This window comes from Olivibacter domesticus (assembly GCF_900109575.1).
Classification (GTDB): Bacteria; Bacteroidota; Bacteroidia; order Sphingobacteriales; family Sphingobacteriaceae; genus Olivibacter; species Olivibacter domesticus.
The window spans coordinates 40,589-63,333 of sequence record NZ_FOAF01000012.1 but is presented as its reverse complement, the minus strand read 5'-3'; the positions used below and the strand labels follow the sequence as shown (position 1 = coordinate 63,333).

Annotated in this window: 14 protein-coding genes; 13 read left to right on the top strand and 1 reads right to left on the bottom strand. The window is 39.8% G+C overall.

Annotated elements, in window-relative coordinates; translation table 11 throughout:
* The first annotated feature begins 12 nt into the window (after positions 1–12).
* A complete protein-coding gene (locus BMY50_RS25300; RefSeq protein WP_093331509.1) occupies positions 13–2,850 on the top strand; it encodes a TonB-dependent receptor in 2,838 nt (945 codons plus the stop codon).
* Positions 2,851–2,892: 42 nt separating this feature from the next.
* Positions 2,893–3,732, top strand: a complete 840-nt coding sequence (locus BMY50_RS25295; RefSeq protein ID WP_093331505.1) for a tyrosine-protein phosphatase — start codon at positions 2,893–2,895, stop codon at positions 3,730–3,732.
* Between the two features lie 299 nt (positions 3,733–4,031).
* Here the strand turns inward: BMY50_RS25295 and BMY50_RS25290 are convergent, their stop codons facing one another.
* Entirely contained in the window at positions 4,032–5,054 is a 1,023-nt protein-coding gene (locus BMY50_RS25290; protein ID WP_093331500.1) for a LacI family DNA-binding transcriptional regulator, read from the bottom strand.
* A 212-nt stretch (positions 5,055–5,266) separates the two neighbouring features.
* Here BMY50_RS25290 and BMY50_RS25285 point away from each other — a divergent pair, with 212 nt between their 5' ends.
* From BMY50_RS25285 to BMY50_RS25235, 11 genes are all read left to right on the top strand, one after another.
* Positions 5,267–6,142 (top strand): inositol oxygenase family protein, encoded by an 876-nt coding sequence (locus tag BMY50_RS25285; protein WP_093331496.1) that lies wholly within the window; start codon positions 5,267–5,269, stop codon positions 6,140–6,142.
* A gap of 178 nt (positions 6,143–6,320) precedes the next feature.
* Positions 6,321–8,012, top strand: coding sequence for a sodium:solute symporter family transporter (locus BMY50_RS25280; RefSeq protein WP_093331491.1), 1,692 nt, complete (start codon positions 6,321–6,323; stop codon positions 8,010–8,012).
* A 148-nt stretch (positions 8,013–8,160) separates the two neighbouring features.
* A complete protein-coding gene (locus BMY50_RS25275) occupies positions 8,161–8,685 on the top strand; it encodes an RNA polymerase sigma factor (RefSeq protein WP_093331488.1) in 525 nt (174 codons plus the stop codon).
* An 84-nt stretch (positions 8,686–8,769) separates the two neighbouring features.
* Entirely contained in the window at positions 8,770–9,786 is a 1,017-nt protein-coding gene (locus BMY50_RS25270; RefSeq protein WP_093331483.1) for a FecR family protein, read from the top strand.
* 50 nt (positions 9,787–9,836) lie between these two features.
* Positions 9,837–12,809 (top strand): SusC/RagA family TonB-linked outer membrane protein, encoded by a 2,973-nt coding sequence (locus tag BMY50_RS25265; protein WP_093331478.1) that lies wholly within the window; start codon positions 9,837–9,839, stop codon positions 12,807–12,809.
* Between the two features lie 156 nt (positions 12,810–12,965).
* Positions 12,966–14,555, top strand: coding sequence for a RagB/SusD family nutrient uptake outer membrane protein (locus tag BMY50_RS25260; protein ID WP_093331469.1), 1,590 nt, complete (start codon positions 12,966–12,968; stop codon positions 14,553–14,555).
* A 269-nt stretch (positions 14,556–14,824) separates the two neighbouring features.
* On the top strand, positions 14,825–17,995 hold the full coding sequence (locus BMY50_RS25255) for a SusC/RagA family TonB-linked outer membrane protein (RefSeq protein WP_093331464.1): 3,171 nt from the start codon (positions 14,825–14,827) through the stop codon (positions 17,993–17,995).
* Between the two features lie 34 nt (positions 17,996–18,029).
* Positions 18,030–19,517: a SusD/RagB family nutrient-binding outer membrane lipoprotein gene (locus BMY50_RS25250; protein WP_093331460.1), complete on the top strand. Its 1,488-nt coding sequence runs from the start codon at positions 18,030–18,032 to the stop codon at positions 19,515–19,517.
* Positions 19,518–19,524: 7 nt separating this feature from the next.
* Positions 19,525–20,478, top strand: coding sequence for a metallophosphoesterase family protein (locus BMY50_RS25245; protein ID WP_093331456.1), 954 nt, complete (start codon positions 19,525–19,527; stop codon positions 20,476–20,478).
* 18 nt (positions 20,479–20,496) lie between these two features.
* Complete coding sequence (locus BMY50_RS25240) at positions 20,497–21,459, top strand: metallophosphoesterase family protein (RefSeq protein WP_093331451.1); 963 nt, start codon at positions 20,497–20,499, stop codon at positions 21,457–21,459.
* A 117-nt stretch (positions 21,460–21,576) separates the two neighbouring features.
* Positions 21,577–22,740 carry a TIGR03364 family FAD-dependent oxidoreductase gene (locus BMY50_RS25235; RefSeq protein ID WP_093331447.1) on the top strand — a complete coding sequence of 388 codons (1,164 nt, stop codon included), beginning with the start codon at positions 21,577–21,579 and terminating at the stop codon, positions 22,738–22,740.
* Positions 22,741–22,745: the final 5 nt, after the last annotated feature.

Sequence of the window (22,745 nt, the reverse complement as noted above, 5' to 3'; positions counted from 1 at the left end):
GCAAACAAAAAAATGAAACAACTCAAAACCTTTGTGCACAAGTTTAGTAAGTTAATTTTCTTGTATATCCTATGCTCCTACGGTAAACAATCCGATGCACAAGTTATTAGAGGAACAGTAGCGGAGCAGTCCGGTAAGCTACCAGGTGTATCCCTCTTGGTTAAAGAGAATGGTAATCGCACTTCCACTAACCTAAACGGTGAATTTAGATTGCAAGGAACCAAAGTAGGGGATAGCGTTACCCTTATTACTAATTATATCGGTATGCAAGAGCGAAAAATTCGCATTCAGCTTCATGATGGTATAAACGATTTAGCTACCATTTTGCTGGAACCTGCAGAAGGTAAACTCAATGAAGTCGTTATTAATGGTACTTTTCTACCCTCTCAACGGCGTGCCTATGCTATTCAGAAAAATGCCACATCGATCATGAATGTGATCGCTTCAGATGCTATTGGAAAACTACCAGATCGAAATGCAGCAGAAGCCGTTCAGCGTGTACAGGGGGTCGCTGTAGCCCGCTATCACGGAGAAGCCGATCAAGCTACCGTGCGGGGTACACCTTTCGCGTGGACATCCACTCTCCTCAACGGAAGCAGGCTCCCGAGCTCCAGCGTTTATGGAACTCGTGCCACGGTATTAGATGTAGTGCCTTCCGAGATGATACAATATGTACAAGTAGCAAAAGCGATTACGCCCGATATAGAAGGAGATGCTATTGGCGGAAGTATTAACTTTATAACACGTACAGCACCCAATCAGAGACAGTTAGGAGCGAGCTTGGCAGGGGGCTATAACACCATCTCCAAAAATGCCACCTATAATGGTTCCATCAATTATGGCGATCGATTTTTAAAGGACAAGTTGGGTGTTATGCTCACCGGAGCTATTTGGGATCGGAATTGGGGCGCAGATTCATACGATCTTAGCTATGCGCAAGACCGATCTATCAATAATATGATGCTTAAGCGTTATATGGGTAAACGCAAAACCGTCGGTTTGAATTTGGGGTTAGAATGGAAATTTAATGAAAGTCACCGTTTATTTGGGCGAGGGATGGTGAATAAATTTGATGACGTACGTCCCGTTTATGAGTCGTACGTTGATTTTGCTCGCAGCCGCTACCAATATAACTACCGATATTCCCATTATGAAACAACGTTAAATGGTGGAGAAATTGGAGGAGAGCATCAGCTTAATAATAAAACGCAATTTCATTGGGCCTATAGTAATTTTACCTCAGAATTTGCCATTAATACTCCCCCTACAACCTCAGAAGATAGGCGTGGATTGCCCATTGCTACTTTTATACAACCGATACCAGGCGGTCTGTCAGGCTTATCAGCTGATGGCAAAAAGTATTTATTGCAAGATTCACCAGACGGCATTGGTCAAGATCCGCTATATATCACGGCACAGCCAAACAATGCTGCCGAAACTATTAACCCAAATCAATTGACGCTGTCTTCCCTTTCTATCCTTCAATTGAATAACCGGGAAAATGATCAGGTGGGGCAGCTAAATGTTACGCATCAAACAAGCGATCGGCTGAAATTGAAAGCTGGTGTCAAATATCGAAGCAAAAGTAAACGAGGTATCAACAGTGCGCAGCTGGTACAAGTTCCAGATGGTAGCAAACCGGCTATTACGTTAAGCTCTTTGCAAACAGAGAATTTTCCTAACCGTGATAATTTCTTCAGCCAACTACCCAACAACCAAAGCGCCTATATCATCAATCCGTTGACCAAGCAGCAATTGTTTGATTTGTATGATCCCGCTGTGCTGGCAGCCAATGGCTTCAGAGACGCTTCGTCTGCGAATAATCAAGCAACCATTTACCACGGTAGAGAAAACGTGTGGGCTGCATACATTATGGGAGAATACGACTTAACACCACAATTAAAAGTTATTGGTGGGTTACGTAATGAACATACTTCACTCGATATCAATAGCAATCGCGTACGCACTACCGCTGAAGGAAGTGTGGTTGAACCTGTAACGGCTAACAGCGATTATAATGCATTATTGCCAATGCTACATTTTAAATACAGTCCACATAACAAATTGAATCTTCGTGCCGCTTATACCCGTACATTTTCAAGAGCTAATTTTACGGATTTATTACCCAATGAGCGTATAGACGCTACGGGAGCCATTGTCTCTATCAGTATGGGAAACCCTAAACTCAAGCCAACTTTCTCGAACAATCTTGATTTTATGGCCGAATATTATTTTGAAGATATAGGCATATTAAGCGGCGGTGTATTTTATAAGGATTTAACGAATGTAATCTTTAACGATCGTACGCTTACCAATGAGAATGGCACACAAACCCTATTATCCCAACCGAAAAATTTAGCGTCTGCAAGTATTTTTGGTTTAGAAGGAGGTATAAACAAAAGGTTCAATTTCTTCAGCGGATTTATGAGTGGTTTTGGCGTTGAGTTTAACTATACTTACACCCATTCTAGCGCAGATCTTCCACGTTTGCAGGGGGAAGTAATCGTGATGGATAATATATCACTGCCAAACCAATCAAAAAATCTCTTCAATGCTATTCTTTATTATGAAAGAAACGGCGTAATGGTTCGTTTGGCAGGTAATTTCAGAGGTAAAAGTATCGAAACCATCGATAATACGCTTGGGCCAGGCTATTACATCTGGACTGACGACAACTTCACTATAGATGCATCGGCGACTGTAAACCTCAATAAACACCTGAAATTATTCCTCGAACTAAACAATCTTACCAACGAACCTTTGAGAACCTATATAGGCGATCAGTATCGGCCAACCATGAATGAATGGTATGGACAGCGTGGACAGGCGGGTATAAGGTGGGACTTATAGATCATCATCTGAAATTTATATACTTCAAAAACAAGCAACAACATGAACAAAAAAACAGCATTCAAAAAAATCTTCACTTTGCTTCTATTAGCTTCTTTTTTACCATTCACAGGTAAATCACAAATAGCCGACAGCAGTAGGCGCTTAGTCAAAATGGAGCGCGCGGCTAATTTTAGGGATATTGGAGGCTATATGACAGCAACAGGTAAAAAGGTTAAATGGGGGGAGATATATCGTTCAGCAGAAATTAGTAGGTTAACGGACCAGGACCTAAAGACGTTTAAGGACAGAAACATTAAACAAGTTTTTGATTTCCGTGGTAAAGAAGAGGCCGCTGCCGCTGCCGATAAACTTCCAGAAGGAACGCACTATACCCTTTGCAGTGCGGGGAGTAATCATTTAGGTAAAGATGCCATGCCTAATTTAAAAGACCTAAATAAGCTGCCAAACTTTTTAATAGACTTCTATGGTAACGTAGATTCATTGGCCATTCGCTATAAGCCGCTTTTTCAGGCAATGTTAACGTCAGCCGATAAAGAAGCAATACTTTATCACTGCACAGGTGGGCGTGACCGTACCGGTATTGCCACTGCACTCATTCTGTACAGTTTAGGTGTGCCGCAAAAAACTATTGAAGAAGATTATATTGCATCTAATTACTATTTAAAGAACAGCAATAAAGCCATGTTCAGTAAAATGGGTACATTAAGTGATGAACAAATCGAAGCAATTTCCACAGCGCTGGAATTAAAACCTGTTTATCTTCAGACTACTTTTAAAGCATTGGAAAAGCGCTATGGATCTATAGATCAATTTTTTAAGGATGGATTAGGTATTAATGAGCAAGCCCGAAAGGAATTAGTTGATAAGTATACAGAATAAGGAGAGGTACAACGCTCCGGTCCTTACTACCAAGGAGAGTATATGTTCAAGTCTGCTTTTCCAGTATGCATGAAGTGGCGATGCCATCTCCAAATATTTCAAAAAACAAAGTACCCGATGGGCGGGTACTTTGAGCTAACCAATTATAAAACCTAATATATGAGAAGAGAAGACTTAACTATGAAACAAAGGTATAAAAAGTCTACTAATTTACTATACTTTTTTAAAATATTTTTTCCTTTTTTTGGAATTTAGCTGTAAAGGACCCTTTAAAGGCCTTTTGAGGCATTTTTTATAATTTAAAAAGAAGCCCCGCTCGATGATTTTCTTATTTCCAGTTTAGAAGGCAACACAATTTTTTGCTCGTCTGCGTCAATCGTTTGGCCTTTAATAGCTTTAATTAATAGGCTTGCCGCCGTTTTACCCATTTCAAAAGCGGGTTGTGTAATCGTTGTGATGGGAGGAGCTAAAATTGCCGCATTTGCAAGATTAGAGAAAGCGGCAATTTTAATGTCTTCCGGAATAGACAATTTTGCGGCTTGACAAGCCAGATAGAGTGGTGTTATTAGCTTCTCCACAGATGCTATTATTCCATCGGGCCGGTTTTTGCGATGTAGATGTTTTTCGATTAACACTTTGTTTTCGTCTTCTTGATTAAGGCAAGCTAGCAGGTTTTTCTTCTCCATATTGAATCCGTTATCTTGAAGAGCGCTTTTATAACCATTTAGGCGTAGCATGTTAATAGATAGCGAATTGGAAAATGATAAAAAAGCAATGCTTTTACAATGCTGATTAATTAAATGTTGCGTTAATAGATAGGCTGCATTAAAGTCGTCTGTAATAACTTCTCCATTGCCGATATTCTCAAATACACGATCGAAGAAAACGATGGGTATGCCTGCATCTTTTAACTCGTTAATGTGGGAAACATCTTTACTTTGGCTCGTTACAGAGATAAGCACACCATCGACTCTACCATTAAGCAGTTCTTTTAAGATCGATTTCTCTTTTTCGTATTGTTCATGCGTTAAATAAACCAGCACATGGAAACCCGCTGCCTGTGCTACCGCCTCCACACCATTAATTGATTGTGCAAAATAACTATCGGCTACCTCTGGTATCACCATTGCCAGTGTCTTGCTTTTTTTTGCCCTCAAACTACTGGCATGTGCGTTTGGAATATAGTTGAGCTTCTTGGCCAGTTTCAGCACCCGCTGTTTGGTTTCTTCACTGATATCATAACTATCACGTAATGCTTTTGAAATAGTTGCCGTTGATAGATTAAGCTGCTTAGCCAATTCCTTCATCCCTATAGTTGCCATAGTCTGTTTCGCGGTTATCTTACTTGGTATTTACGTAAACGATTAAGTAAATATATCCATTCAAAAATGATTTTTCCTAAAGAATTTGTCGCAAATTTGGGTAAGCGATGATTTGTTAAGTAGTTAAATGGTGATTTGTTAAATAGTAAAAGACTAGCAAGGAATAACCAATAACGAACAACGAATAACCAATAACGAAATAACTAAACATTATGAACAATCAAGATATTTCAAATAATCCGCTAGCGGATTTAGATCACTGGGAAGATGATTTATTGCGCCGTTATCCAGATCCGGATACCATTGCAACAAATAAAACAAAGGAAGAATATAGAAATTATGAAGAACCTGCACGTGACAGTGTTAAGGAATTCTATCGATTAAATCACACGTATCAGTCGTATGAATTTGTTGAAAATAAGAAAAACGAATTTTTAAAGTTCGACAAGAAAGAAATGCCTGTTTGGCAGGCCTTCGATTTTCTCAATGAGTTGGTGGACGATTCAGATCCTGATACTGATTTAGATCAGTTTCAACATTTGTTGCAAACATCAGAGGCAATTAGAGCTGATGGTCATCCAGATTGGATGGTGTTGACGGGATTGTTTCACGATATGGGGAAAGTACTGTGCTTATTTGGAGAACCCCAGTGGGCAGTGGTGGGTGATACGTTTCCATTGGGATGTGCTTTTTCGGATAAGATTGTTTATTCAGAATTTTTCACATCAAACCCTGATTACGATAACGAAACATTTAACACTAAGTATGGTATCTATGAACCTAATTGCGGGCTAGATAATGTCCAGATGTCATGGGGGCATGATGAATATGTCTATCAGATGATGAAAGATTATTTACCTGAGAGTGCGCTGTATATGTTGCGCTACCATTCTTTTTATGCGCAACACCGTGAACATGCATATGACCATTTATTAAGTAAGCATGATCAGGAAATGTTCAAATGGGTGAATCTATTCAACCCATATGATCTTTATTCTAAAAATCCGGTGCCTCCTAATTGGGCAGAATTGAAACCTTATTATGAAGATTTGGTAGCAAAGTATCTACCTGCTACACTTAAATTTTAAAAGCTGTTTGCCGTTTAATTGCGGGTGAAAGATTTTTAACCGTGATTGACGTTGGTTAAATTGCATTATATAATCAATTTATCTAAGTTTGCCTTTAACAAAAATCTATGCTAATCGATTGTTTTTACCAATTGATTAGCATGGCTATATCCTTAATTATTTTATTTAATAGCTATCCATGCCAAACCAACTTGTTATTTGGGACTATCTAGTATTTGCCATATATTTAATCATCGTCATTTCCTACGGGTATTGGATTTACAGAAGAAAAAAGAAAACCGAAACAACCAGCTCTAAAAATTTCTTTCTTGCAGAAGGCTCTCTCACATGGTGGGCAATAGGTGCTTCTATTATTGCGTCTAACATTTCAGCAGAACAGTTTATTGGTATGAGTGGCGATGGTTTTTTTGCTGGTATTGCGGTGGCTATTTATGAGTGGATGGGTGCTGCGGTATTGATCTTAGTGGCAATTTTTCTTATGCCTGTTTATATCAAAAATAAGATTTATACGATGCCGCAATTCCTTACCCGGCGGTATAATGAACAGGTAGCACTTATCATGTCTATTTTTTGGTTATTTCTCTATGTCTTCGTAAATCTCACTTCCATTCTTTATTTAGGGGCTTTAGCAATTAATGGTTTGTTAGGGGGCGCTCATTTCCACGAAATCATGATGGTGTTGGCACTTTTTGCCATCTTTATTACGCTGGGAGGGATGAAGGTGATCGGCTATACCGATGCGATACAGGTGGCCGTTTTAATTGTTGGTGGTTTAGCAACTACTTATATGGCACTCACCATTGTAAGTGAAAGCTTTGGTTTTGGCAAAGATGCGATGGCCGGATTTAATGTACTGATGAAAGAAGCGCCCGATCATTTCCATCTGATGATTACCAAACCAACCGCTGGAGCTTCGCAGGATTATGTGGATAAGTATCTTATACTTCCCGCTTTTGGTATGTATGCTGCAGGACAATGGATTAGCAATCTGAACTATTGGGGCTGCAATCAATATATTACACAACGGGCACTGGGTGCGGATCTTAAAACTGCGCGGACAGGAATATTATTTGCAAGCTTGCTGAAGATTTTAATGCCCGTTATCGTCATGTTACCAGGTATTATTGCTTATGTTTTGCATCGCAAGGGTTTATTGCCGGCAATGGATGGAGGAAATAAAGACGCTGCTTATGCGGCCATTCTGACTTTCCTTCCTGCAGGTTTGAAAGGTTTGGCAGTTGCAGCACTAACGGCAGCTATTGTGGCGTCACTTGCCGGGAAGGCTAATAGTATTTCCACCATTTTTACGATGGATGTGTATAAGAAATACCTGGATAAAGACGCAGATGAAATCAAGATGGTGAAAACGGGGCGTGTAGCTGTGGTTGTTGCCATGCTACTAAGCATTGCCTTTACCTGGAATGATTTATTGGGCATTAGTGGAGAAGGAGGGTATACATTTGTACAAAAGTATTCGAGCTTTATCAGTCCGGGTGTTCTAGCCACCTTTTTGCTAGGTATGTTCTGGAAACGTACCAGCGGTACCGCTGCAGTAGTAGGTATCTTAACTGGGTTTGCCGCTTCTATATTTTTTAACCAATTGGCAGTTTCCTTATTAGGACCGGAAACTTGGTTGTATTCAGCATTTAAAAATTCGGATGGTGTTTATGAAATACCTTTCTTTATCTGTTTAGGATGGTCTTTCTTAACAACGATGCTCGTGATGGTAGGTGTAAGCTTGGCCGGGCCAAAGATCAGTGCAAAGGCTATTGAGCTGGATAAATCAATGTTTAAGCTTGAACCCTCAACCATTATATTGAGTGTTACAACGATATTATTATTAGCCGTTATCTATAGTAGATTTTGGTAAGCCGGTAGGTAGAAAATAAAAGCGGTTGAAAAGCCGCAAAACCAATTATAAACAATTCGGTCTGTAATCTCTATTACGGGTCGTGCTTAATAAAAGTTTAACATGGAATCATGTTTAAGCTTAAAGTTACCGGCTAATTTTGGGGCGTATGCAATTAATAAAGGATCTAAGCCTAGGAGATTTAAAGGCCTTTGATACCATTTATATGGAATACCATCAAAGACTTTACTTCTTTATCAAAAAAAAGACGCAATCTGATTTCCTTGCAGAGGAGGTTGTACAACTTACTTTTATTAAACTTTGGAACAATAAAGAAACATTGAAGAGCCATATTGATCTTTCTATACAACTATTTCATATGGCCAGGCAAGTAATGATTGACGAGCTTCGAAAAGAAGCGACGAGAAATAAATATGAAGGCGACAGTGCGTTTACGCCTTTTTCAGACAATTTGGTTGGCATCATTGAAGCAAAAGATTTGATGCGGATTTTTGATGAAGAGCTTTCAGAAATGCCGGTTACGCGTAAATTGATCTTTAACCTGAGTAGGGATAAGGGAATGAGCCATAAAGAAATTTCCGAGATGATGGGTATTTCAACTAAAACAGTAGAGAGCCATATCACAAAAGTACTGAGCCAGCTAAAACAGTATATGTACTCCATTTTTCTATAACTAATTCTTCTAAAATTTTCTGCAATGTTAAGTAATTGTTAAGCCTTAGGGGCTAAGCATTCGACATACGTATTACATGTAAATATGAAGGAAAGAAAAAACATAAGGCAGCGACTTTGGAATAAACCTCAAAAATTCATAGAATGGTTGTTTTCTGAAAAGGAATGGTTATCCTTTGATCAAAACGAACGGCTAGATGAGAAGATTTCTGACCAATTATTGCAAAACATAAAAGCGCAATTAAAAAGAGATTCTTCAGCTGATAAAAAAGAGAAAAGAGTAGGGATCTATTGGCCTGGAATTTTTTCGGCAGCAGCAACCTTAACGCTTTTGCTTGTCGCAATTGGATTGTGGAAAGTATCGGAGCAAGATGTGCCTCTTACTGTAAAAGAAAATCCTACCTTGATACAACATGTTCCTCAATGGAAAGTGTACCGTAATACCTCCCTCAAAAATATCAAACTTAGTTTACCGGATTCATCTTTAGTAACCTTATACCCCCAAAGTACCTTAAAGCATCTAGCACATTTTACCGACAGCTCGCGAGAAACCTATTTAGAGGGTAAAGCATTTTTTGCGGTAGTAAAAGACAAGTCCAGGCCGTTTAGCGTTTTTGCAGGAGGGTTAAAAACTATTGCTCTTGGAACCTCCTTCACCATTAATACAACAGTGAATGGGAATAAAACGATTGTAAAACTTCATACAGGGAAAGTGCAAGTGCAAATGGAGCATCCGATGGATAATGCTATGAATAAGATCTTGCTTCCGGGGGAAGCCTTTACTTTTAACCGTATCACCAATAAAGAAGTCATCAAGGCAGGAAAACCATTACGAAACGATCCAGAAAGCTCATTTGAAATAGTTGATAATACACTGCAGTTTAAGAATATAAAGCTTAATGAAGTACTCAAGATTTTAGCTGATGCTTATCAGGTGAAAATTGAAGTTGGCACCGCTGTAGGAATGGAAGATATTACATATACAGGAGACATCGATGTGAACCTGGAACGCATTGATGATGTGTTACAGAAAATATGTCTGTTAAATGATGTTGAAATACAAGGGAGCAGTAAAGACGGTTTTATTGTACAAGCAAAATAATTTTTACACCATAACCACACACAAACACTTATTAAAAAAATCAACTCAAGATGAATGTATTAAAGCAATTTAAGAATGGTATCTTATTCGCTTTCTGTTTGTTCTCTGGTCAGCAATTGCTGGCGCAACAGGAAAGACCCCTTGTAAAAGGGCTGGTGCAAGATACGCTAGGCAAGGCACTTATTGGGGTAAGTGTGCGCGCCATTAACCAAAGCACCCAAAAAAGTTTTCAGGCAAGCACTTCTGAACAAGGCTTATTTCAGTTTGTATCTATTCCCAGTGGGGGACCTTACGACTTTGTATTTAGTTACATCGGTTTTATGCCAGACACCTTACGCAACTATCAAGTAGTAGCAGGAAAACAGATTACCTTAAATGTGAAATTGAAGGAGGAACCTATGGGGCTAGGAGAGGTAGTGATTGTTGGTTATGGAACGAGCAATAAACGTGAAATAACAGGTTCTATAACTTCTGTGAGCAGTGAGGAATTCAATACGGGTGTATTTAGCACTCCGAGTCAGCTTCTACAAGGTAAGGTTGCCGGATTAAACATTACGCGCAGTGGTAATCCAAATGAGAAACCTGCGGTTGTTCTACGAGGACCTTCCACTTTACGAGCGGGGTCTCAAGAACCTTTTTATGTGATAGATGGTGTTCCTGGCGCTTCTATTGATTTAATTGCGCCAGATGATATAGAAAGTATTGATGTACTCAAAGATGCTGCTTCTACCGCTATCTATGGCTCTCGTGCTGCTAACGGAGTTATTATGGTTACCACCAAAAAAGCCAAAAGTGGGTCAACCAGGCTTTCTTATAGCACTTATGTAGCTGCCGAGCAAATCTCAAATACAATTGATATGTTGAACGGGGAGGAGCTGCGAACATATCTGAGTGAGAATGGTAAAACTGCAACGACGGATGATGGTAGTAATACAAATTGGCAGGATGAGGTAAGTCGCACGGGAATTTCGCATAATCATAATCTTTCATTTAGTGGAAGCAGTCAAAATTCTTCTTATGGTGCAAGCGTAAACTACTTAAATAATCAGGGTATCATTAAAGGGTCGTCTTTGGAACGCTTTATAGCAAGGGGCTATATGGAACAACGAGCTTTTAACGATCGGTTAAAGCTGAATTTAAATATTACGAATAGCAGCACAAACAGCCAGTTGGTGGCTGATGAAGTTTACAGTAATATGCTTATTTATCTGCCAACTGTAGCAGTAAGACAACCGGATGGCTCATATAGTGAAGATTTTTCCGTGACGCGTGGCTATCTAAACCCGGTATCGTTGATAGATAACAATGAGATTAACCAAAAAACAAAGTTATTTTTAGCCAGTGGTGGAGCGAAAGTGACTATTCTAGAGGGCTTAGATTTTACTACAAATGTATCCTATCAAGATGAGCGGATTGATAGTAATATTTATTATAACCGTTTATCTGGATTGGCTCAGAATGTGAATGGCCGTGTGATCAGAAATACGGTTACCAATACGAAGAAGATTATCGAGTCTTTTTTTAACTATGATCGCACATTTGGGGAGCATGGTCTGAAATTATTAGCTGGTTACTCCTGGCAGGAAGACCGTTTGGGAGATGGTTTTCAAACCACTAATCAGGGGTTTGTGACCGACGATCTTTCTTATAATAATCCGGGCTTGGGAAATCCTGATGAAGGGGTTGCTGTTGATTATGGAACGAAGCGTATTCAGACACTTCGCCTTATCTCTTTCTATGGAAGAGTAAATTACCAATATCAAAATAAATACCTATTACAGGCCAGCTTAAGAAGAGATGGATCATCTGCTTTTGGTGCTAATAACAAATGGGGGCTGTTCCCTGCAGCATCGATTGGATGGCTCATTGATAGAGAAGATTTTATGCAAGGGGCGCCAGTTATTAGCAGCTTAAAATTGCGTGCTGGTTATGGAGTTTCGGGTAATTCTGCAGGATTTGATGTGTTTACTTCTCGATTCCTATATGCAGGAACCGGACGGTTCTATTATGATGGGAAATTTATCAACGCAATTGGGCCCTTTCAAAATGATAATCCTGACTTGAAATGGGAACGCACGGCTACTATCAATATTGGGCTCGATTTTGGTTTGTTCAACGATGTCCTCTCTGGCTCTGTGGATATATATGATAAGCGTACATCAGATTTACTATGGACTTATCCGGTGTCTGCTACCCAGTATTTTGTACCTAGGCTTACCGCTAACGCCGGTGAAATGACTAATAAAGGTATCGAGCTATCCTTGCAGGCAACACCGGTTAACCGGAATGGATTTAGCTGGACTACCGCCATTAATTTAGCACATAATAAAAACGAAATGACCTCGCTGAGCAATGATAATTTTGAATTGCCACTTATACAAACTGCTTTTTTAGGCGGTAGAGGTCAGTCGGGGAATGCCTCTCAGCGTGTGCAGGAAGGATATGCCTTGGGGTCCATTTACACCTGGCGTTACGCGGGTAAAAATGCGGACGGCGTATCCCAATTCTATGATAAAGAAGGTAATCTAACGATTGCCCCCACATCCGATGATTTTTATTATATAGGTAATGCACAACCTAAGCTGGTTTACGGTTGGAACAATACCTTCAAATATAAAAAGTTTGATTTAAACTTCTTTTTAAGGGGAGTCACAGGGAATAAAATTATCAATGGCACATTGGCCGATATGAATGCCCCCAATAATGCAACGCAAACAAATATCCCACGCTTTACCCTAGATGAACAGGAGCCGATCAATGATAACAATGCTTATTTTTTATCAGATCGTTTTGTGGAAAGCGGCGCCTATCTACGTTTAGATAATGTTACACTGGGATATACTTTTAAAACAAACAATCGTACGCTCCGAGCATATTTGGGTGCTAATAATTTATTTGTTATTACCAATTATCGAGGCATCGATCCGGAAGTTAATATGGGTGGGATAGAGCCGGGTGTTGATAACCGTAATTATTATCCTAAAACGCGTTCGTTCATGTTGGGACTTAATGTGAATTTTTAATATTTCAAGATGATTTACATAATGAAACCATCATGATTTGCCAAACCACACAGTGTAAGGAATAAACCGAGCTTGCGAGCTCTTGAACACCTATTTAGCGAATACCCTGTGAAAAATCATGATAGCTTCATCACCTTTAAAAAATAAATTATACAGATGAAAAAGATATATATATTAAGTGCACTGATAGTTGTAATGGCAGCTAGCTGCACGAAATTAGATGTACCTGTTGAATCGGAGCTTACGCCTGATAACTTTCCCAATACGCCGGAATCGTTTGTTGCGGCAACGGGTCCTATTTATACGCAACTCAGATCAGGCTATGCTGTGAACTATTGGCGTATGCAGGAACTTTCTTCGGATGAAGCAATAATTCCTGCTCGGGACGGGAACTATGATGATGGAGGTCAGTACCGTATGTTGCATAAGCACAATTGGAATCCTGATCATCCTACGGTGAAAGCCGTATGGGAGTGGGGCTTTGGCGGCATTCAAACCTGTAACCGCTTGTTAAGTTTGTTTGAAAGCACAGAAGAAAGTGACGCTAAAACACAAACCCTGGCAGAGATCCGCACGATGCGTGCCCTGTTTTATTTTTTTATGATGGATTTATATGGTAATGTGCCAATTTCCGCTTCCTTTGGTTCCTCCGAGCAACCGGCTACGTCCACACGTACAGAAGTATTCGCTTTTATCGAGTCGGAGTTGATAGCAACAGCGCCGGACCTGTCTACTGAAACAGGGCAGTTAACCTATGGTCGTCCAACTCGTTGGTTAGCTTATGTAATATTGCAGAAGCTTTATTTAAATGCTGAATATTATATCGGAACACCAAAATATACCGAATCCGTGACCTATGCAGACAGACTTCTAACAGAATCCAATCTTGCCTTAGTTGGTGATTTTGCGGGTTTGTTTATGCCAGAGAATGGACCTAATAGTGAAACGATCTTTGCGGTTCCTTATGATGCGAATGTCGCTACAGGTAATCAATTTTCACGTTTTGGATTGCATACAGCCTTGCAGGAAAAATACGAATTACCTTTTAGGCCAAGTATCGCATTGAGCACGATTGCCGATTTTTATCAACTGTTTAATCTAAGGAGTGACAAACGTAATGACACTTGGCTGGCAGGGAAACAGGTTGATTTTAGCGGTAATCCAATTTTGATCTCCACAACCAATAAAGGGTTGGATGCGAGTTACAATGGGCCAAATCCGAATCAGGCGATTGATTGGCAGCTGGACTTTACACCGGAAATGCCGTTAAGAAATGAAGCGACTATGGACGTGGGTAACGATCAATTAGGGCAGGCACGGGGTGTCCGGTCGATCAAATTTTATCCAGACAAAAATACCCACCCGAGTAATCGCGATTCTAATAATGATGTGCCTGTATTTCGTTTAGCAGATGTTTACCTGATGAAAGCTGAGGCGATCTTGAGAGGTGCTGCAGCAACAGCTGTAAATGGTGAAATGCAAACAGCAGAAACGCTGGTGAACAAAATACGGATAAGGGCTGGAGCAGATGAAGTGAATAGTATTACGCTCGATGAGCTACTAATTGAACGTGGAAGAGAATTTGCCTGGGAAGCTTGGCGTAGAAATGATCTCATACGTTTCGGCAAGTTTGAAGGTGCCTGGGGCTTTAACCCTGGTGGCCAACCGGCAACTTATCGTATTTATCCGGTGCCAACCTCGGAAATGTTATTAAATACAAAACTGGTACAAAATCCCGGCTACTAGATAGCCTAATAATGTCAATTTTGAAGATCGCCTTAGTCAGGCGATCTTTTTTGTTACATAGAGTTTGTTAAGTGATACTAAATAAAAAATTACGCAATCGATTGATGTAGTTTGAAAAGTGATGCTGTTACTTGTTTTTAAACAAAATAAGCACTTGTGAATCAGCAATGGTTGACTTTAACGGAAATTTAACGTTACATTAGTTTACTAATAATATACAAAGTTTAATATTGCTATGTTTTTAATAAACAAAAACTGTTAAATATATTATGTTAGTTCAACCTCCAACTCATTTACAAAAGACATCTGCATTGTTCCTTCTGCTGATGATTCTCTTTTGTCATTATTCTTTTGGCCAGACCAAAACAATAAGTGGAAAAGTCACCGATTCATTGACCAATGAAACTATCCCTGGGGTTACCGTTAGGAATGTTACCAGCGGTAAAATTGCTTCCACAGATCAAAGTGGAAAGTTTAGTTTACAGGTTACACAAGGAGATTCATTGCGTGCTATGTTTATTGGTTATCAAGCCAACGATTTAATAGTAGGAACGCAGCAAGAGCTATTGATAGTACTCGCTCCTAGCCAGCAAGGGCTTAACGAGGTAGTCGTCACGGCGCTGGGCATTAAAAAAGAAAAGCAAGCTGTTGGCTACTCTATTCAAGAGGTGAAAGGACCTGATCTGGTGAAAGCCAGGGAGCCAAGTGCTATTTCAAATTTAGCAGGGCGGGTTTCGGGGTTGACGATTACACCCAGCACAAATCTCTTTGGTGACCCCGGTATAACCTTGAGAGGACGAAGCAATGTGCTTATTGTGGTAGATGGCATGCCCGTTAACACGGATTCGTGGAATTTAAGTCCGGATGACATTGAATCTTACTCCGTTCTTAAGGGTGCAAATGCCGCTGCCCTATACGGAAATAGAGGTCAAAATGGTGCCATTGTGATTACTACAAAACGAGCAAAAGCGAACGATAAGGGTTTTCAGGTAGAGTTCAATTCCAGCACACAACTGCAAACAGGCTATAATGCCATTCCGAAAATGCAAACAGAATATGGTCCGGGATCTAATTACGAATATGCATTTAAAGATGGTAGAGGAGGGGGAATTAACGACAATGATTATAACATCTGGGGTCCCCGATTTGAAGGACAATTAATTACGCAATACAATAGTCCCACAGACCCTGAAACGGGAGAACTTGTTCCCCTGCCATGGATTGCGAGAGGTAAGGATAATTTAAAGAATTTCCTTGAAAATGGGCTGCTTAGTACAAACAATATTGCGATCTCTACGAAAGGCGAGCAAGGAGATTTTAGACTTTCTGTTTCTCAAATGTTTCAAAAAGGTACGACGCCCAATACGAAATTGGGCGGTACAAATGTGAATCTGACGGGCGGTATTAATGCGGGAAGTAAGCTTCGATTTGATGCAAGTATTAACTATAACAAACAGTATTCACCAAATTATCCGAACCTATCTTATGGGCCACACAGTCCTATTTATATCCTGACACTTTGGGGTGGTGCAGATTATGATATCAATGATTTAAGAAATTATTGGCAACCCGGAAAAGAAAATGTACAACAGTTTAACAGGGAATATACCATATATGATAATCCCTGGATGACGGCCTATGAAAACCTCAGAACCTACGATAAGGATGATGTATACGGCCATGTGATGATGAACTATAAGTTGTCGGATAAGCTAACGTTTAATGCCAGAACCAGCGTAAGTACGTGGAATAGAAACAGAACTATAAAAATTCCTATATCAGCTAATCTATATGGTTACACGATTGGCGGCAGTCGGGTTGGAGGTTATCAGGAAACTTACGATACCTTTTGGGAAAATAATACCGAAGCTTCTTTCAAATACCAGGACCGCTTCTTTGATAATATAGGATTTACTGGATCGATTTATGGAAACCTACGAACAGTGGGTGTTAAATCATTATTTGCCCGAACAGATAGGGGTTTGACAGTACCAGGTGTTTATGATCTAAGTAACTCGGTTATGCCAACTATTTCCACAAACGATCGTGCGTCAAGGCAGGTAGGTAGTGTGTATGGCTTTGTTGATTTAGACTATAAGAGTATGTTGTACCTAAGTTTAACAGGGCGCGTAGATAAGTCTTCTACCATGCCGTTGAAAAACAATACATATTTTTATCCTTCAGCATCCCTAAGTGCTGTTGTTTCCGAAATGGTCACTTTGCCTAAAGTGATTTCTTCCATGAAGGTACGGGGAGCCTATGCAGATGTGGCGAGTGATTTTGTGGATGAAGATTCCCAGTACGACATTTATAAACTACTTCCTTTTTACAGTAATTATGGCCGCTGGGATAATACGTATACAGGTGTAGCCTATACTGGTGTACTTCCAAACGCTGATTTGTTGGCGGAACGCGTAAAAACATTTGAATTAGGTTTGGAAATGCGCTTTTTGGATGGACGTTTGGGCTTGGATGCTGCGGTATTTCGAAACCTGGAAGGGCCTAGCATTATCGAGCTTACCACCTCAGTAACTTCTGGCGTAAGTGCTCGTCAGATCAACGGTTTAACCTTACTCAGAAAGGGTCTGGAACTTAGCATAGATGGTACCCCTATTTCAAGTCCCAATTTTTCATGGAATGTTTTGCTGAATGCCTCTACCAATCATGCCTGGTTGCATGAAGTAGATGGTGTACAAAATCGTTATGGAAATATCTATGTAGGTGAACGATGGGACAGTTATTATGTGCGGGACTTTCAAAAAGATGAACAGGGAAAGCTTATTGTTGGAACAAATGGTTTGCCTGCTTATAACCCTTATATGACTAAAATAGGACACTCCGACAATAACTGGGCAATAAGCATGAATAATACATTCCGGTATAAAACCTTCAGCTTGAGTTTTATGTTTGATGGTCGATTTGGAGGGTTAATTAACAATGTACAAGATGCGAAGCAGTGGGGCTCGGGTACGCATCCCGAATCGGCCAATGAATACCGTTTAAAAGACTGGCAAAATAGAGATGTAGCAGATTATCAAGGGAGTGTGATGACCGACGGATTAAAAATTGTAAGCGGGCAATTGAGCGCAGATCAGGATGGGAATATTATCGCCGATACACGCGTGTTTGCACCAAATGATATACCTGTATTATGGCAGGGTTGGGCAACCAATTATTATCAGTCGGGGCCAATAGCAGCAAAGAAAAGAACCTTTGTGAAACTACGTGAAGTGGTGTTAAGCTACAATTTACCTGCAAGTATGCTACAAAGAACAAAACTCTTTAATACGGCTAGTATATCACTAGTGGGAAGGAATCTCTTTTATTTTACTGGCAAAGGAACACAAAATATGGATCTTGATCAGTTCACAGGTTCAAGCTCTGATTATCAAACACCTTCTGTTAAGAGTTTTGGTGTAAACTTAAATGCTACTTTTTAACACCTATTAATTCTTTCATTCAATACTTCAATTTATGAACGGTTTTAAATTAATAATATTTATCGGACTTGCGCTTTGCTCGATAAGTTCCTGTAAAAAAATAGAGGATTTGCAAAAAGATCCAGCTGCTGTATATGATCCGGCACCAAAGCTCATCTTTACGGGCCTGCTGATGAGAAGTTATGATGCCCCCTGGAGTCAGGATCAACGGCATAATCAATATATGACGCAAAACGAGGCCTATTATGCCGGCCAACCTTATAACTGGACGACGGGTTCTTTTGACGATCCTTATGGCGCCTTGCGTGATGTATATAGAATGGAAATAGAAGCGCAAAAGGCGGGCGATCTAGGTGCTGTTTATTTGACAATGGCCAAATTCTTTAAGGCTTACTTTTTTGCCAGGGCAACCATTATGTTTGGCGATGTTCCGATGACGGATGCCATAAAAGGAGGGTCAGAAGGAAATTTTCAGCCACGATATAATACGCAACGTGAGGTGTATGAGCAGGTGTTGAATTGGTTGGATGAAGCGAATGTGGAATTAGATGCGCATCTGGAGAATAAACAGGTGTTAGAAGGTGATTTCTTGTATAATGGGGCAATCGATAAGTGGCGTAAGCTGGTAAACGCATATAAATTAAGAATACTAATAAGTCTTAGCAAAAGAGCTGACGATACACCCGACCTTAGGATTAAAGAACGGTTTGCAGAATTGCTTACAAATGGTACTCAATTTCCTTTGATACTTTCCAATGAGGATAACTTTCAAGTTAAATATAGTACTATTAATATTTATCCACTTTGGCCATCGGATGGAATCGTTATTAAACGAGATGTACGGAATACATTGGGTGCAACCTATGTCGATATCTTAAAGGCAACGCAAGATCCCCGGTTGATGATACAGGCACTGCCTGCAGATGGTATCACACCTGATCCTGCTAATCCGTTCAGCGCTTATCAAGGAGGTAAAACCGGTGATTTGCAGAGTACGTTATTGCGTCAAGCAACAGACGGTCAGTTGTCTATGATTAATTTCGATTATTGGGTAGTTTCTCCTGCTGGCATGCCTGCCATACAATTAGGCGCATCGGAAGTTCATTTTGCATTAGCAGAGGGAATCAATAGAGGTTGGGCTAGTGGAAATGCGGCCGAACATTATGCTTTGGGAATACAAGAATCGATGAAGTTTTACGGTGTTTTTGTTGATAAGATGGATGCATTCTTGCTAAAAAACGCTTATATAGGAAATAATGAAGAAGGATTAAAACAAATTTTGACACAAAAATATGTGGCTTTCTTTGAAAATTCTGGGAGAGAAGCATTTTATGAGCAAAGGAGGACAGGGGTGCCCGCATTTAGTGTCGGACCGGCGAATGCGAATAATAATCAGATACCTAAAAGATGGGCTTATCCAACAACAGAATATAGTACAAATGAAGCCAATTTGAAGGAAGCATTGCAAAGGCAATTCAATTGGTCTGATACGCAAAATGATGTCATGTGGCTAATTAAATAAACCTAGTATGAATAATAACAGAAGAAATTTTTTAAAAGGGGCCAGCTTATTATCTGCTTCTTCATTACTTGCATTTTCGAATCTAAAAGCCTTCAGTATAGGAAAAGGCGATAAAGGTATAAAACGCCTCGTTCGGGTCGCACATTTAACAGATATCCATTTATTAGATACTCCAGCACCAAAAGAAGCTTTTGCCAAAGTTTTGAAGGAAGTAAATGCCTTGCAGGATAAGCCAGACATTATTATAAATACCGGCGATTCATTGATGGATATGAACAATCAACCAAAAGATAAAGTAAGTAAGTTGTGGTCGGCATGGGATGAAGTCATACAGCATAATCAGCTACCTATGAAAAGCTGTATAGGTAATCATGATGTTTGGTACATTTCAAAGGAAGATGCCGGCTATGCGGCTTCAAGTCAGGATCCGCTTTATGGCAAAACCTGGGTGAAGAATAAATTGGAATTACCTCATGAGTATTATGCCTTTAATCTCAAAGGGTGGAAATTTATTGCTTTAGATAGCATACATTATATTGCTGACAAGGGTGGCTATACTTTTGGAGAAGAGCAGCTTGAATGGTTAAAGAAACAGTTGGCGGAAACACCGAAAGAAACACCCGTGTTAATCTTTTCACATGTGCCCATTATTTCTGTCACCCCCTTGCTGTATGCCGCACAGCGTAAGCCAGCTAAGGAATTAGGTTTCCCCGGAGGGGACCAGCATGTAGATGTTATTGAGGTTAAAAAGATGTTGAAAGAAAGTGCGAATGTAAAAGTTGCTTTAAGTGGGCACGTGCATTATGTTGATTCGGTCAATTATTTAGGTGTCAACTATTATTGTGGTGGTGCAGTTTCGGGTAATTGGTGGGGTGGCGTGTTGGACGATTTTCCACCAGCCTATTCCATTTTGGATTTGTATGAAGATGGGTCAAGTCGATATGAAACAATTTATTATTAGCTGTAAAACAAATGCATCATGAAGAGAAGACATTTTATACGAAACTCCTTTGTGTTGGGCGCTTTAACACCGCTGTCACCAAACCCGCTTTCTGCATTAGCATCAGATCCTACAGCGCGCAATCGCACTATTCAGTTGAGCTTTGGAGTTTGTGCTGATCTGCATCATGACCTCATAAAAGATGGCGTTGAACGGATTGAAGCATTTACGCAATACATGAATACGCAAAAACCAAATTTCGTCATACAGATGGGTGATTTTTGTTCGCCTAAACAGGAGAATAAAACGCTCATCGAGGCTTGGAATAAATTTACAGGCCCCAAGTACCACGTTATAGGCAATCATGACGTGGATGGAGGTTTTACACACCAAGACGTGATTAAATTTTGGAATGCAGCCGGGGCCTATTACAGTTTCGATTTAAATGGATATCACTTTGTTGTATTGAACGGGAATGAGCGTCTTCCGCAAGATGATACATCCAGGTATCCAAGATCTATTCTAAAAGAGCAATATGATTGGCTGCATCAAGATCTGGACAGAACCTCATTGCCGGTGATCGTTTTCTGTCATCAGGGTATAGATAATGATTTGGATGGCTTAATGGAAGGGAACATAATCCGTATACTGTTCGAAAGGATAAATAAGCAGGCAGGTCATCGAAAAATTCGTTTGGTTTTGAGCGGACATCATCACGAAGACTATTTGAATTGGTATAATGATATTCCTTATTTACAAATTAATAGCATCGCGTATCAATTTGCACGCACCAAGAAAGGATATCGTTTTGTGCATACCGTGGAACCTATATGGGCTTTGGTAAATATCATGGATGATGGAACTATTATTATAAAAGGAAAAGAATCGTCCTATTCGGAAAATCTCACGGGTGAGGAACAAAGCTATTATTTGGGATATGAAACAGTACCGCATATTTCCGATCGTGTCATTCCTTATCCAGCACAGTTTTCCTATTATTAACAAAAACTTAACCTATTTTATTGTTTATTATTTATAAACATTGTTTAATATTGTGTCGTGCAGTATTAGCAGTGATATAAATGTATTTTAAAATGCTTTTAAAAAATCTTCAAGCTTATGCAAGATAAAAAATATGATCTAATTGTGGTAGGTAGCGGAATATTAGGAACCTTTCATGCTTACCATGCACTAAGAGCAGGGCTTAAAGTACTGTTATTGGAGAAAGACAATTATCCTGTGGGTGCCACCGTTCGAAATTTTGGGCAGGCAGTACCATCTGGTATGGTTGATCAGTGGTTTCGCTATGGTGTAAGAGGGCTGGAGGTTTATCAGTCGCTTCAAAAAGAGTTTGATATAAGTGTCCGCAATAATGGTAGTGTCTATATAGCTTCAGATGAAAGTGAGCAACAGCTTATTCACGAGCTGAAAGACCATTATGATACAGTTGGTTATACCTGTAAATTACTATCAGCAACAGATGTATTAGCAAAATATACGGCTTTAAAATCCTCCTATGTGAAGGAGGGGCTTTTCTTTCCACAGGAGGTAAGTGTAGAACCTGATCAAATGATCTACAAGGTGCATGCCTATATGCAAGAACAATTCAAGGAGCTTACCTTGCTATATAACTCACCCGTTATTAGCTGCGAAAACAGCACAGGTGGCGTAAGTGTGAAAACCTCAAATGGCTCTACGTATTTAGGTGAAAAGGTGGTTATCTGTAATGGCAATGAATTTAAGTTGTTATTCCCAGAGATATATAGCAAGAGTGGACAAGTAGTAAGTAAGTTGCAGATGTTGCGTACAGTGCCCATGCCGGAAGTGCAATTGGAGGGTAATATTTTAACAGGCCTCACCATAAGACGTTACGAGAGTTTTGAACATTACTGTCCGTCTTTTAATAAAATCTCCACGCCGGATCATTACAAGGAACTGCAGAAGTGGGGCATTCATATTTTATTCAAAAAAGCTGTTGACGGAAGTTTTATTATTGGCGACTCTCATGAATATGCAGATGCCAATCAATTAGACGATCTAGGTTTTCGGATCAGTGATTACATCAATCAGTTAATGTTGAACGAGGCAGCACGTATCGCTAATTTTGATGTTCATAAAATTAGTAGTAGCTGGGCAGGCTACTATCCACAACACCCCGATAAAAATATTGTCGAGATAGATGTAACTGAAAGTATATTGATTCGCACTTGTATTGGAGGAAAAGGTATGACTGCAGGAATTGGATATACAGAAGAAAGCGTAAAGAGGATTTTCAATTTATAACACAG

Coding starts and splice junctions, on each gene's coding strand:
- BMY50_RS25245 (WP_093331456.1), top strand. CDS start 19,525: ATGAATAATAACAGAAGAAATTTTTTAAAAGGGGCCAGCTTATTATCT.
- BMY50_RS25290 (WP_093331500.1), bottom strand. CDS start 5,054: ATGGCAACTATAGGGATGAAGGAATTGGCTAAGCAGCTTAATCTATCA.
- BMY50_RS25275 (WP_093331488.1), top strand. CDS start 8,161: ATGCAATTAATAAAGGATCTAAGCCTAGGAGATTTAAAGGCCTTTGAT.
- BMY50_RS25270 (WP_093331483.1), top strand. CDS start 8,770: ATGAAGGAAAGAAAAAACATAAGGCAGCGACTTTGGAATAAACCTCAA.
- BMY50_RS25260 (WP_093331469.1), top strand. CDS start 12,966: ATGAAAAAGATATATATATTAAGTGCACTGATAGTTGTAATGGCAGCT.
- BMY50_RS25255 (WP_093331464.1), top strand. CDS start 14,825: ATGTTAGTTCAACCTCCAACTCATTTACAAAAGACATCTGCATTGTTC.
- BMY50_RS25240 (WP_093331451.1), top strand. CDS start 20,497: ATGAAGAGAAGACATTTTATACGAAACTCCTTTGTGTTGGGCGCTTTA.
- BMY50_RS25265 (WP_093331478.1), top strand. CDS start 9,837: ATGAATGTATTAAAGCAATTTAAGAATGGTATCTTATTCGCTTTCTGT.
- BMY50_RS25300 (WP_093331509.1), top strand. CDS start 13: ATGAAACAACTCAAAACCTTTGTGCACAAGTTTAGTAAGTTAATTTTC.
- BMY50_RS25295 (WP_093331505.1), top strand. CDS start 2,893: ATGAACAAAAAAACAGCATTCAAAAAAATCTTCACTTTGCTTCTATTA.
- BMY50_RS25235 (WP_093331447.1), top strand. CDS start 21,577: ATGCAAGATAAAAAATATGATCTAATTGTGGTAGGTAGCGGAATATTA.
- BMY50_RS25280 (WP_093331491.1), top strand. CDS start 6,321: ATGCCAAACCAACTTGTTATTTGGGACTATCTAGTATTTGCCATATAT.
- BMY50_RS25285 (WP_093331496.1), top strand. CDS start 5,267: ATGAACAATCAAGATATTTCAAATAATCCGCTAGCGGATTTAGATCAC.
- BMY50_RS25250 (WP_093331460.1), top strand. CDS start 18,030: ATGAACGGTTTTAAATTAATAATATTTATCGGACTTGCGCTTTGCTCG.